General features: G+C 44.8%; 9 protein-coding genes. 5 read left to right on the forward strand and 4 right to left on the reverse strand.

Annotation, left to right across the window (positions count from 1 at the left end; genetic code table 11):
- Window positions 1-94 precede the first annotated feature (94 nt).
- Window positions 95-1,414 (forward strand): MBL fold metallo-hydrolase, encoded by a 1,320-nt coding sequence (locus tag P7F88_RS12920; RefSeq protein ID WP_277825311.1) that lies wholly within the window; start codon window positions 95-97, stop codon window positions 1,412-1,414.
- 87 nt (window positions 1,415-1,501) lie between these two features.
- Window positions 1,502-2,140 carry a TetR/AcrR family transcriptional regulator gene (locus P7F88_RS12925; RefSeq protein ID WP_277825313.1) on the forward strand — a complete coding sequence of 213 codons (639 nt, stop codon included), beginning with the start codon at window positions 1,502-1,504 and terminating at the stop codon, window positions 2,138-2,140.
- Between the two features lie 110 nt (window positions 2,141-2,250).
- Here P7F88_RS12925 and metJ read toward each other — a convergent pair whose 3' ends face one another.
- A complete protein-coding gene (metJ, locus tag P7F88_RS12930; protein WP_277825315.1) occupies window positions 2,251-2,571 on the reverse strand; it encodes a met regulon transcriptional regulator MetJ in 321 nt (106 codons plus the stop codon).
- Window positions 2,572-2,819: 248 nt separating this feature from the next.
- Here metJ and P7F88_RS12935 point away from each other — a divergent pair, with 248 nt between their 5' ends.
- From P7F88_RS12935 to metF, 3 genes are all read left to right on the forward strand, one after another.
- A complete protein-coding gene (locus tag P7F88_RS12935; RefSeq protein ID WP_277825317.1) occupies window positions 2,820-3,986 on the forward strand; it encodes an O-succinylhomoserine (thiol)-lyase in 1,167 nt (388 codons plus the stop codon).
- Complete coding sequence (locus P7F88_RS12940) at window positions 3,987-6,392, forward strand: bifunctional aspartate kinase/homoserine dehydrogenase II (RefSeq protein WP_277825319.1); 2,406 nt, start codon at window positions 3,987-3,989, stop codon at window positions 6,390-6,392.
- A 259-nt stretch (window positions 6,393-6,651) separates the two neighbouring features.
- On the forward strand, window positions 6,652-7,542 hold the full coding sequence (gene metF / locus P7F88_RS12945) for a methylenetetrahydrofolate reductase (RefSeq protein WP_277825321.1): 891 nt from the start codon (window positions 6,652-6,654) through the stop codon (window positions 7,540-7,542).
- Between the two features lie 81 nt (window positions 7,543-7,623).
- Here the strand turns inward: metF and P7F88_RS12950 are convergent, their stop codons facing one another.
- The 3 genes from P7F88_RS12950 to argE form a co-directional block, all read right to left on the reverse strand.
- Window positions 7,624-8,163, reverse strand: coding sequence for a PadR family transcriptional regulator (locus tag P7F88_RS12950; RefSeq protein ID WP_277825323.1), 540 nt, complete (start codon window positions 8,161-8,163; stop codon window positions 7,624-7,626).
- 372 nt (window positions 8,164-8,535) lie between these two features.
- Window positions 8,536-11,169: a phosphoenolpyruvate carboxylase gene (gene ppc, locus P7F88_RS12955; RefSeq protein ID WP_277825325.1), complete on the reverse strand. Its 2,634-nt coding sequence runs from the start codon at window positions 11,167-11,169 to the stop codon at window positions 8,536-8,538.
- A 177-nt stretch (window positions 11,170-11,346) separates the two neighbouring features.
- Window positions 11,347-12,483, reverse strand: a complete 1,137-nt coding sequence (gene argE, locus P7F88_RS12960; RefSeq protein ID WP_277825327.1) for an acetylornithine deacetylase — start codon at window positions 12,481-12,483, stop codon at window positions 11,347-11,349.
- Window positions 12,484-12,489: the final 6 nt, after the last annotated feature.

The following is a 12,489-nucleotide window of genomic DNA, read 5'->3' on the forward strand; positions in this document are numbered from 1 at the left end:
TCTTCTGAGATATCACTCTATAAATCTCCTTACCAAAAATTAACCTAGGTAGAATATTAGTATTGTGATCCAGTGTACTAGCTAGGATCACAATATGCACCTAACCCATCACGGCGGTAAAAACACAGTAACCGGTTCTTGCCACGAGCTGAGATACGAAAACCACAGCATCCTTATAGATTGCGGCCAGTTTCAAGGTAAGGATTCAAAACCGTTAGATATAGATTTTCCTGTAAAACACGTTCAGGCTCTTATCGTAACGCATGCTCATATAGATCACATTGGCAGAATTCCCTGGTTATTAGCTACCGGATTTAAAGGTTCAATAATCTGTACACCGGCAACAGCTGAGTTGATTCCCTTGATGCTGGATGATGGACTTAAGCTTAACCTTGGGATGAAAGAGGTTAGTCGCGAAAGAGTTCTGAGTCTGATAAAGTCTAGAATCTTCCCGGTTGATTATGGAAAGTGGCATCGAATAAAGGGTAATAATCTATATTGCAGATTTCAGCCTGCAGGTCATATTCTTGGTTCTGCTTATGTTGAGATTAAGCTTCCAAATGATAAGGTTGTCGTTTTTTCTGGTGACCTAGGTCCTTCCAATACTCCTTTACTTCCAGATCCTGCTCCCCCTATGCGAGCAGATTATCTTGTCCTCGAATCAACATATGGCAATAGAAATCACGAGAGCGTTGCACAACGTTCTGGACGTTTAAGAGAGATAATTAACCGGTCTCTATCGGATGGTGGCGCGATAATTATTCCTGCATTTAGTGTTGGTCGTACTCAGGAGCTGCTGTTTGATATTGAATCACTAATCTATTCTTCGGAAATTGAACGTAATATTCCTATTATTCTCGACTCCCCGATGGCTGAAAGGGTGACTAAGTCATATCGAAGGTATAAAAAGCTATGGGGTAGGGAAGCCAAAAGAAAGGTAGCAGATCAGCGTCACCCGCTGGCATTTGAGCAGTGTACGGTAATCAGTGACTACAGAAAGCACCTTGCGGTTGTTAACCGATTAGCATCAACTGGCGAACCAGCAATTGTGGTTGCAGCTTCTGGCATGTGTGAAGGTGGTAGAGTAATGGCCTACCTCAAAGAGCTTTTACCAGACTTTCGTACAGATATTATCTTTTCGGGTTATCAGGCTGAGGGCACGTTAGGGAGAATGATTCAGTCTGGTTTTGAACAGATTGAAATCGATGGTGAAGCAGTTCGTATAAATGCTCATATTCATACTATGTCTGGTTATTCCGCACATGCAGATCAGCAAGACCTGATTAAGTTTGTAAAAGGGATTAGTAAGGCACCGAAAGAAATCCACCTGATTCACGGTGATGACGAGCCCAAAAGAGGGTTGCGTTCCACGCTTATCAAAGAGGGCTACGCTCGAGAGAGCGTCATCATCTAAAGTAAATATTCAGTTTTCGTAATAGTTCCTTTTCGTTCCATGACTTTGTTCATATACTTACCTTAATACATTGAAGTAAGGGATATTATGAAGACGCGTGAAAAGATTGTACTTGCCGCGCTTGAGCTATTTAATGAGCATGGTGAGCGAAACATCACCACAAACCATATTGCTGCTCATATCGATATTAGCCCTGGGAACCTGTACTACCATTTTCGCAATAAGCAGGAAATTGTAAGGGAGATCTTTGAAAGTTACTCTGAGGAGTTGCTTGAGCGTTTTACTCCGGTGGGAACCCAGGAAGAAGATCTGGTCCTGCTAAAACGTTATATGGACTCCGTGTTTGCATTGATGTGGAAATACCGTTTCTTCTATGCCAACTTGCCAGAGATTCTTCAAAGAGACACGATTCTGCACCAAAAATACCTGGCTGTTCAGGAAAAGATGCAGGCGAATATTGCTTCTATTTTTAAGATGTTTATAGACAGGGATTTACTTAAGGTCAGCGAGGCTGATGGAAAGTCTTTGGTGACCTCTTTGCACCTAGTCGCTACTAGCTGGTTGAGCTATCGGGCGGCAATGTCCCAGGAAGCAAAAATCACTGAGCAGATTATTCATCAAGGGGTATTGCAGTTGATATCTATCGTCAAACCGCACGCCACCACCGCTGGCCTAGAACAGGTACAACTGATTGAAGATGGCATAAAAGCCATGCACGCTAACTAGGTTACAGGTTACAGGTTACAGGTTACAGTATGAGCAGTCAGATTCCCGCCTTTGCGGGAATCACTTCGTGATAAGATAACAAATATCGCACACTGTTTATCTACCAGATACTACTCTTCGTCAAAAGCTTCGAACTCGATGCCCATCTCGGTCATCAGTTTCTTCACTTCAGCTGGAATATCATCCGGACGATCTTTTCTCAGATCTTCATCTGTTGGTAAAGGTTGGCCTGTATAAGCATGCAGAAATGCTTCACATAGCAGTTCACTGTTTGTTGCGTGGCGTAGGTTGTTTACCTGTCGGCGGGTACGCTCATCAGTTAGCACTTTAAGTACTTTTAGAGGGATAGATACAGTGACCTTTTTAACTTGCTCACTTTTTTTCCCGTGTTCCGCATACGGGCTTATATATTCGCCATTCCAGTCAGCCATTGCACACCTTTAATTGTAATCAGAATCTAATAAAAATTTTAAAGTTGAATTTTAGCGGGATTTACTGCCATAAGCAAAGACATTTAGACGTCTAGAAGTGTTGACGGCTAATTTTGCGCGGGTTAAAGTAGTTGAAAATATGTTCTTAGAGAACACTCTTTAAAATGGATAGGGGTTTAAGATAACCCAGAGTGAATAAATCTCCTATTATTAAGAGTCAGTTTTGTAGCAAAAAGGAAAGTCAGTTCATGTCTCAAAGGAAACCTTCTACAATTGCTGTTCGTACAGGGATTGAATCCGATTCCCAGTTCAACGCAGTAGTACCACCTATCTACCTATCTACCAATTACAGTTTCCCTGAGCTTGGCGATGTTCCTAAATACGATTATACCCGTTCAGGTAATCCTAACAGGGGCTTGTTGGAGCAAGCTCTGTATGAGCTAGAATCGGGCAAGGGTGCTGTAGTAACAAACTGTGGCACTTCTGCTCTTAATTTAATGGTATCGGCTTTTCTGGGGCCTGAAGATTTAATCGTGGCACCAAATGACTGCTACGGCGGTACATACAGGCTATTTAACACCAGAGCGCAAAAAGGAGACTTTAAGGTTCAGTTTGTTGATCAAACAGATGAAGAAGCGTTTGATGCAGCTATCGCCTTAAAGCCAAAACTTATCCTGATGGAAACACCATCTAACCCTCTTGTGAGAGTGGTAGATATCGCGAAGGTGTGTGAGAAAGCAAAAACAGTTGGCGCGTTAGTCGCGGTAGACAATACCTTTTTGACTCCTATCTACCAGAAGCCACTGGAGCTGGGCGCAGATCTGGTAATCCATTCGACAACCAAATACCTGAATGGTCACTCCGATGTTATCGGTGGCGTTATCATCACTAAATCAGAAGAGCATGCGGAAGAGCTGGGTTGGTGGGGGAACTGTATTGGTGCAACAGGTACACCATTTGATAGCTACATGACCTTAAGAGGCCTGCGTACCTTGGGTGCAAGGATGAAGGTTCATGAAGAGAGTTCTCTGGCTGTGCTGGATTTTCTTAAGCAACAACCTCTTGTTGGCAATATTTACCATCCAAGCCTTGAAGATCACCCTGGTCATGAAATTGCTAAAAAACAGCAGTCTGGCTTTGGCTCTATGCTTAGCTTTGAGTTTGCAGGCTCGTTTGAGCAGCTGAAAGCCTTCGTAGGAAAGCTTGAGCTTTTCTCGCTTGCAGAATCTTTAGGTGGTGTCGAGAGCCTGATTTGTCACCCAGCCTCAATGACGCACCGTGCTATGGGAGAAGCCGCTCTTGAGGAAGCCGGTGTATCCCAAAGCTTACTGAGACTGTCTGTTGGCCTTGAAGATAGCCAGGATCTTATCAGCGATTTAGAAAAAGCATTCAATTCGGTTTCGGAGGAAGTGTAAATGACCGTTTCACGCCAGTTACATAAGTTTGGTGGTAGCAGCCTGGCTAATCCGGAGTGTTATAAAAGAGTCGCGAATATACTGAAAGAGTACTCTGAATCCGAAGATTTGATCGTCGTGTCTGCGGCAGGTGATACGACTAACCAGTTAATTGATTGGATTGATGCCCTGGACAAAGATGGTCGTATTGCTCATGAATTATTGATGTCGTTAAGGGAATATCAAAGTAGCTTGATTGAAGGGCTGTTAGAAGATAGCGGCATTTTACTGGATACACTGCATACTGAAATATCGGCTCTTGGAGAGATCTCTGCGCCACTAACGGAAGCACAAAGAGCGAATATTCAGGGGCACGGCGAAGTGTGGTCATCAAGGTTACTGGCAGCGCTGTTAAATGAACAGGAGCTCTCAGCCGTTGCCATTGACTCGCGTAGCTTCTTAAGAGCAGAGCGAGCAACACAACCAGAAGTTGATAGTGCCCGCTCATGGCCTTTGGCTAAAGAGGTTTTAGCTCAACACTCCAATCACCGACTAGTTATCACTGGCTTTATGGCTCAAAACCAGCAAGAAGAGACAGTCTTGCTTGGCCGAAATGGTTCCGATTATTCAGCCACAATCATTGGTGCACTTGCTGAAGCAAAACAGGTAACTATATGGAGTGATGTCGCCGGCGTATATAGCGCTGATCCGAGAAAAGTAAATGATGCATGCCTACTTCCTTTACTTCGCCTTGATGAAGCGAGTGAACTTGCTCGTTTGGCTGCGCCAGTTCTTCACAGCCGGACACTTCAGCCAGTTGCTCAAAGCGCAATGAATCTGGAGTTAAGATGCAGCTATCAACCAGAATCTGGTTCTACACGAATTGAGAGAGTGCTTGCCTCTGGCCGTGGCGCAAAGATTATTTCATCCCTAGATGAAGTCCTGCTGATTGAGCTTAGCTTTGCTCACGGGCATGACTTTGAAAGGCTACAGGCAGACGTAATGGGCCGGTTGCAAAGAGCACAGCTTCAACCTCTGGCATTTGATGTTCAGTCAGATCAGGGTGAGATGTTGTTAGCTTATACTGCAGAAGTGGCAACTGGGGCACTAGAGTATCTGCAGGATGCTGCAATCGAAGCTGAGATTCATCTGCGTGAAGGGTATTCGATGATTGCTGCTGTAGGGGCAGGGGTCACTAACAATCCGATTCATAGCCATGGTATCTACCAGCAGCTTAAAAACGCACCGGTGAAATTTATGTGTGAGGCTGAATCTGGCCTTAGCCTTGTCGCTGTATTACGTAAAACTGAAACCAACCTTCTGGTTAATGCTATTCATAAGCAGCTATTTCAGGCTCAGAAACGCATTGGGCTGGTTTTGTGTGGAAAAGGAAACATTGGTTCTAGCTGGATTGAGCTGTTTGCAAAACAAAAAACTGAACTAGAAAAGCGACATGGTATGAGTTTCGAGCTAGTTGCTGTTGTTGATAGTCAGACATACTGGATGGATTACGAAGGAATAGATCCTCAAGGTGTTTTAAGCAAGTTTGATGATGAGTCGATTCCAAATGTTGAAAATGAATGGCTTGATAAGCTCACCCATCATCAAGGATACGATGAAGTTATTGTTTTAGATGTTACGGCAAGTGAGCCACTATCTATGCTTTACCCTAAGTTTGCAGAGAAAGGATTTCATCTGATATCAGCAAACAAAGTGGCGGGTTCTGCATGTGGTGAGTTTTATCACCACGTACAGGACGCCTTCGAGAAAACAGGAAGACATTGGCTGTACAATGCAACGGTTGGTGCGGGATTGCCTGTAAACCACACAGTAAGAGATCTTCGAGAAAGTGGCGACAGCATAGTAGCCTTGTCTGGTATCTTCTCTGGGACACTTTCCTGGTTATTCCAGCAGTATGATGGTTCTATACCGTTTATGGAGCTGGTGGACTTAGCGTGGCAGCAGGGCTTAACTGAGCCTGACCCGCGTTCTGACCTGGATGGCTCAGATGTGATGCGTAAGCTGGTGATTCTAGCCCGTGAGTCCGGTCTTTCTATAGAGCCTGAAAACGTCAAAGTAGAATCGCTGGTGCCAAAAGAGCTAGAGTCCCTAACTCTGGATGAGTTTTTTGAACAGGGAGAGATACTGAGCACTGAGTTAGCGGAGCGACTAGAGAAGGCGCAACGCGAAGATAAAGTGCTGCGTTATGTTGCAAAGCTGGATCGCAATGGCAATGCGTTTGTTGGTATTGAAGCGCTTTCCCGTGAACATGCTTTGGCAAACTTACTTCCGTGTGACAACATCTTTGCTATCGAAAGTGCCTGGTATAAAGACAACCCGCTGGTTATCAGAGGCCCAGGTGCGGGTAAAGAAGTGACCGCTGGCGCGATTCAGTCGGATATAAATCGTCTGGCTGGTTTGCTTTAATCAGAATTGCTAATAGTAAAAACGGTCATCCCGGATGAGCCAAAGCGAAGTCCGGGATCTAGTCAAACTTTTCTTGACGTTCCTTTTAGATTCCTGCCTTCGCAGGAATGACGGATTGTTGGGCTCTTTCCATTTCTGAAGACTGCTCACTATAAGCATGAAAATTTCTCATGTTAACGCTATTGACATTAAATTCAATTCATTACATTCTACAGACATGTAGACGTCTAAACGTCAAAAAGTTAGTAGGGAGATTGGAATGGGATATACACACGCGAGTCATCTTGACGCTCTTAATCAGAATATTGCTGAGCTTGGTGATATTAATGTTTCTTTTGAGTTCTTTCCGCCGAGCAGCGAGAAGATGGAAGAAACGCTGTGGAACTCAGTACATCGCCTGAAAACACTTCAACCTAAGTTTGTTTCCGTTACTTACGGTGCCAACTCAGGTGAGCGTGACAGAACCCACTCAATTATCAAAGAGATCAAGGATCAGACAGGTCTTGTTGCGGCTCCGCACCTTACTTGTATTGATGCATCTCGTGATGAGCTTAAAGACATCGCTAACGACTACTGGGCGAATGGTATCAAAAACATCGTTGCACTACGTGGTGATATTCCTCCTGGTGGCGGTGCTCCTGACATGTATGCTTCTGACCTTGTTGAGCTGCTGAAGTCTCTGCATGATTTTGATATCTCAGTTGCCGCTTTCCCTGAAGTGCATCCAGAAGCGAAAAGTACTCAGGCAGATTTGCTTAACCTGAAGCGCAAAGTAGATGCTGGTGCAAACCGTGCAATCACACAGTTCTTCTTTGATGTAGAGTCTTACCTTCGTTTCCGCGACCGCTGTGTGTCCGCTGGTATTGATGTAGAGATCGTTCCGGGCATTCTCCCGGTATCAAACTTTAAACAAGCTTCTCGCTTTGCTGCAATGAATAATGTAAAAGTCCCAGGCTGGATGGCGAAGCAGTTTGAAGGTTTGGAGGATGACCCGACAACTCGTCAGCTAGTTGGTGCAAGTCAGGCAATTGACATGGTTCGAATCCTGAGTCGTGAAGGTGTAAAAGATTTCCACTTCTATACGCTAAACCGCGCTGAAATGACGTTTGCACTCTGCCACACACTGGGTGTTCGTCCGAACGCGCAATAACCAAGCCTGTAACATTGAATACTAAAAAAGGTTGAGGGGATTTCCACTCAACCTTTTCTGTTATTTATCTTCCGAACTATTTTAGTTCATCTGGTCCAGTTCATTTTGAACTTCTTGTGCCCACTCAATCCACGCTTCACGCATTAGAAGGTTTCTCCTCAATGTTAGTCGCTCTAGCCGGGCGTGCTTGTCTAAGTTCTCTACAGGTGTGTAGTAGTTTGATTCAATATCCTGGTAGTGAACGACGAGCTTCTGGGCCTCTTCAATTAATCCAGACAACTGCTCTTTGAAAATAGCAGGGTCTTCGATGTCACAAGCCATAAGTTTAGCTGCAAATTCATCACGAATAGTTTGCTGTGCTGTTGGTTGAGCGAACCACTCGCCAAGAGCTGTGCGGCCGTTTTCTGTGATTGAATAAACTTTCCTGTCTGGCTTGCCATCTTGTGGCTGGAGTTCGCAGGTAACAAGGTTGTTTTGTGCCATCTTATTAAGTTCCCGGTAAACTTGTTGATGGCTGGCTTTCCAGAAATAACCGATACTGTACGAAAATTCTTTCGTAATATCGTATCCGGTAGCGTCGCGAGTGCTTAAAACGGTAAGGATTACGTGTGGTAATGACATGTCTTAAATCCGATATTAAAAACTGTAAAACTCCTGGTTTAATCGTTACCTGTGCTTCTTTGTCACTGATTAATAAATATGATTAAACCGACCAGTATAACGTCCCCACAATCAGGTGATGTTATTTTCCAATCTAGCCTCGACATCATCTAGATAGTCTTAGAATTTTTTCCATAAGTGCCAATTTAGTTATAAGTTTAGACAATATTTGTTTGGCGGAGCGTAAGAATATCTTAATTATTAAGTATTAAGTAGAATAGAAGGGTATTTTGTCGCAAAAAACTAACAAGTGGCTGGGAAGTTGTGGTTCTGTAAATAAAAAGACCGAACAAGTCGGTCTTTTTGTCTCTTGTTTGGAGTTTTATGCTGCTGTTATCCGGTATTTCGCATGCCTGCAGCAATACCTGCGATAGTTACCATTAAAGCTTCCTCTAATTCTTGAACCGGTGTCTCATGTTGACGGGTTCTATATAGAAGTTCAGCCTGCAAAATATTCATTGGTAACACGTAAACGTTACGAAGTTTGATGGATTCAAGTCCCCACGGATCGCTCTGCATCAAGTTTTCATTGTTTTCAACTTTCAGTACTGCTTGAATGTCGGTCTGAAGTTGATTACGCAGTCTGTCACCTAGGCGCCATAGTGACTCATCGGTCAGTCTCTGATCGTAGTAGCGGGAAATCTCCAGGTTACACTTAGTGTAAACCATTTCCAGCATACCAAGACGAGTAGAGAAGAATGGCCATTCGCGACACATCTCTTCAAGCAGGGCAAGGTGACCTTTATCGATGGAGTACTGAATCGACTCACCAGCACCTAACCATGCAGGAAGCATCAGCCTGTTCTGGCTCCATGAGAAGATCCATGGAATTGCACGCAGACTTTCAACGCCACCTTTAGGGTTGCGCTTAGACGGACGAGAACCTAGTGGAAGTTTACCAAGCTCCTGCTCTGGCGTTGCTGCACGGAAGTAAGGAACAAAGTCCGGTTCGCCACGAACAACGTCGCGGTAAGACTCACAAGATACCTCAGACAGCACATCCATCAGGTCGCGCCACTCTTGCTTAGGCTCTGGTGGTGGGAGTAGGTTTGCTTCCAGAATCGCACTTGAGTACAGGTTCAGACTGTTTACCGCTACATCTGGCAGACCAAGCTTGAAGCGGATCATCTCACCCTGCTCGGTAACACGCAGACCGCCTTTCAGACTCTTCGGTGGCTGAGATAGAAGCGCTGCGTGAGCAGGCGCACCACCACGGCCGATAGTACCGCCACGACCGTGGAACAGAGTCAGCTCAATACCAGCTTCTTCACATACCTTAACCAGAGAATCCATAGCGCTGTACTGTGCCCAGCCCGCAGCCATTGCACCAGCATCTTTCGCTGAGTCTGAGTAGCCAATCATTACCATCTGGTGACCCTGAATAAATCCACGGTACCAGTCGATAGAAAGAAGCTGCTTGATTACCGCTTCAGAGTTGTTCAGGTCGTCCAGTGTTTCGAATAGCGGGCAAACGTCCATACGGAACTGACAGCCTGACTCCTGAAGAAGAAGGTGTACGGCCAGTACATCAGATGCTGTACGAGCCATAGAGATAACATACGCGCCAAATGCTTCACGAGACTGACTTGCAACGATCTTACAGGTATCCAGCACTTCTTTAACCTGTTCAGATGGTTCCCAGTCGCGTGGAAGAAGTGGGCGCTTAGAGCTTAGCTCTTTAACCAGAAATGCTACTTTGTCTTGCTCACTCCACTGGTCATAATCACCGATGCCAAGGTAACGAGTTACTTCAGAAAGCACGTCTGAGTGGCGTGTACTCTCCTGGCGAATATCCAGGCGCACAAGGTGCACACCGAATGCTTTAATACGGCGCAGCGTATCAAGTAGAGAGCCATCAGCAATAACGCCCATGCCACATTCGTGCAGGGACTTATAACAAGCCAGTAGCGGTTCCCAAAGCTGATCTACCGTTTCAAGAATTGCTTTGTTTGGTACGTCCTTCAGGTTGATATCCGCATCCAGCACTTCCAGTGTATCCTGAAGCAGTGAGCGAAGCGGTTTTAGTACTGCACGGTATGGTTCGTGTGCATCACCTGAAAAAGTTCTTAGCTCTTCGTTACAGCTCACCATAGACAATTCAGTGATTAGCTCCTGAATGTCACCAAGGTAAAGGTCTGCCGCTTTCCAGCGGGAAAGAAGAAGTACTTCACGGGTAATCTTATGGGTTACAAACGGGTTACCATCGCGGTCACCACCCATCCAGGATGAAAAGTGTACTGGCTGTGCATCAATAGGAAGCCCTTCGCCAAGGTAACCTGTTACCTTTTCATCTAGCTCTCTAAGGAAATCTGGAACAGCCTGCCATAGAGAGTTTTCTACTACAGCAAAGCCCCATTTAGCTTCATCCAGAGGAGTTGGACGCTGTTTACGCATATCATCAGAGTGCCAGGACTGAGCGATTAATTGCTCAAGGCGGCGTTCTGTTTTCTGGCGCTCTTTAATGGAAAGGTCACTCAACTCTAGTTGAGAAAGACATTTATTTATCTTAACCAGCTTGTTGATCATGGTACGACGCGCAATTTCTGTTGGGTGCGCAGTAAGCACCAGCTCAATGCTTAGGTCTTTAATTGCCTGTGCAGTATCAAGCTTGCTTATGTCTTTTTGATTTAGCTTTGCGAAAAGGGTGTTTAGAGCGTCTGGCTGACAGATGTGCGCGTCACAATGGCGAGAAATCGTATGATATTGCTCTGCCATATTTGTCAGATTCAGAAACTGGTTAAATGCACGCGCAACCGGGCTCAGTTGCTCGTCGGTCAGATTTGAAATCTCTTTAATAAGCTCTTCACGAGCTTTAGTGTCATTTTCGCGCTCCGCCGCTTTAGATAGAGTTCGGATTAATTCAACCTTTTCCAGAATCTCTTCACCATGAGCATCTTTAATGGTATTCCCCAGTAGATGCCCGAGCATACGCACATTGCTTTTTAAAGCAGAGTATTTCTCAATCATTCTCGTCCTGCCTGTAAATAAATTACATCTATTGTCCTTGTTATTCAGACAATCTAGCCAAAATCTGTTGTCTGAGTCAAATAATCCGATAGTGTAAATGGGTTTTATGACCTAAAATTGATTTTGCTCACTTAATAAACAGGAAGTGAAATGTCATTTGTGAAATTTTATTTCACGCTAAAAGCAGTACTTCCAGATTGCTTTGGTCAATACATCAATTGTCGGATCAATATACTCAAATGCAAGGTATTCATCGGGTTGGTGTGCTTGTTCGATTGATCCCGGCCCTAATACAAGAGTAGGGCATAGCTCCTGAAGGAAAGGCGCTTCGGTACAGTAGTTCACCGTTTCTGATGGCTTTTCACAGACCTCTTCCATTCCTTGTATAAAAGGGTGATCGTGCTCACACTCATAACCTGGAATAGGCTCATGTAGAGGGGTTACGGATATACGCCCTTGCCATTTCGCTTCTACCTCTTTCAGTGCTTCTCGCAACATATTGTCTAGCCCGTCTAGACTGATGCCCGGTAAAGGACGAACATCGTAGTGCAGCTCACAGCAGCCACAGATTCGGTTTGCGCTATCGCCACCATGAATACAACCAAGATTCAGTGTAGGAGAAGGTATTTCAAAACCGGGGTGGTGGTATTCTTTAATCAGCTTGTCGCGCAATTGCATCATAACGTAGAGAATTTCATGCATGACTTCTATCGCATTAACGCCATAGGAAGGATCCGATGAGTGCCCCGATTTTCCTGTAACACGAATGGCATTGGCTACGTGACCTTTATGCGCTCGTATCGGAGTCAGGCTGGTGGGTTCGCCGATGATGCAGTAGTCAGGCTTGAAAGGTGCGTCCTGAGTAAAGTGGCGAGCACCCAGCATGGTTGTTTCTTCATCACAGGTTGCCAGAATATAAACGGGTTTCTTCTGATCTTTCCAGTCGATGCTTTTTACTGCTTCAAGAATAAAAGCAAAAAAGCCTTTCATATCGGCAGTGCCTAAACCATAAAAGCGATTATTTGCCTCCGTAAGGGCATGTGGGTCGAAGTTCCAACGTCCTTGATCAAACGGAACGGTATCTGTGTGGCCTGAGAGTAATAGGCCACCTTCACCACTTCCTCGCTTTGCAATCAAGTTGTGTTTGCCTTTCTCTACTTCAACGACTTCTGTTTCAAATCCCAGATCTGCAAACCAGCCAGCCAGAAGCGCGATTACATCGGCATTTCCTTCATCCCAGGAAGTGTCTGATGAGCTAATGGAAGAGGTAGAAATAAGCCCTCTGTATACATCGGTAAATTTTGGTAATTGCATATTATC

This window comes from Vibrio hannami, from assembly GCF_029589055.1.
Classification (GTDB): Bacteria; Pseudomonadota; Gammaproteobacteria; order Enterobacterales; family Vibrionaceae; genus Vibrio; species Vibrio hannami.

What these genes read in the sequence shown, in the direction of transcription:
- metJ (WP_277825315.1), bottom strand. Translation starts at nt 2,571, where the DNA reads ATGGCTGACTGGAATGGCGAATATATAAGCCCGTATGCGGAACACGGG.
- P7F88_RS12920 (WP_277825311.1), top strand. Translation starts at nt 95, where the DNA reads ATGCACCTAACCCATCACGGCGGTAAAAACACAGTAACCGGTTCTTGC.
- ppc (WP_277825325.1), bottom strand. Translation starts at nt 11,169, where the DNA reads ATGATTGAGAAATACTCTGCTTTAAAAAGCAATGTGCGTATGCTCGGG.
- P7F88_RS12940 (WP_277825319.1), top strand. Translation starts at nt 3,987, where the DNA reads ATGACCGTTTCACGCCAGTTACATAAGTTTGGTGGTAGCAGCCTGGCT.
- P7F88_RS12925 (WP_277825313.1), top strand. Translation starts at nt 1,502, where the DNA reads ATGAAGACGCGTGAAAAGATTGTACTTGCCGCGCTTGAGCTATTTAAT.
- P7F88_RS12950 (WP_277825323.1), bottom strand. Translation starts at nt 8,163, where the DNA reads ATGTCATTACCACACGTAATCCTTACCGTTTTAAGCACTCGCGACGCT.
- P7F88_RS12935 (WP_277825317.1), top strand. Translation starts at nt 2,820, where the DNA reads ATGTCTCAAAGGAAACCTTCTACAATTGCTGTTCGTACAGGGATTGAA.
- metF (WP_277825321.1), top strand. Translation starts at nt 6,652, where the DNA reads ATGGGATATACACACGCGAGTCATCTTGACGCTCTTAATCAGAATATT.
- argE (WP_277825327.1), bottom strand. Translation starts at nt 12,483, where the DNA reads ATGCAATTACCAAAATTTACCGATGTATACAGAGGGCTTATTTCTACC.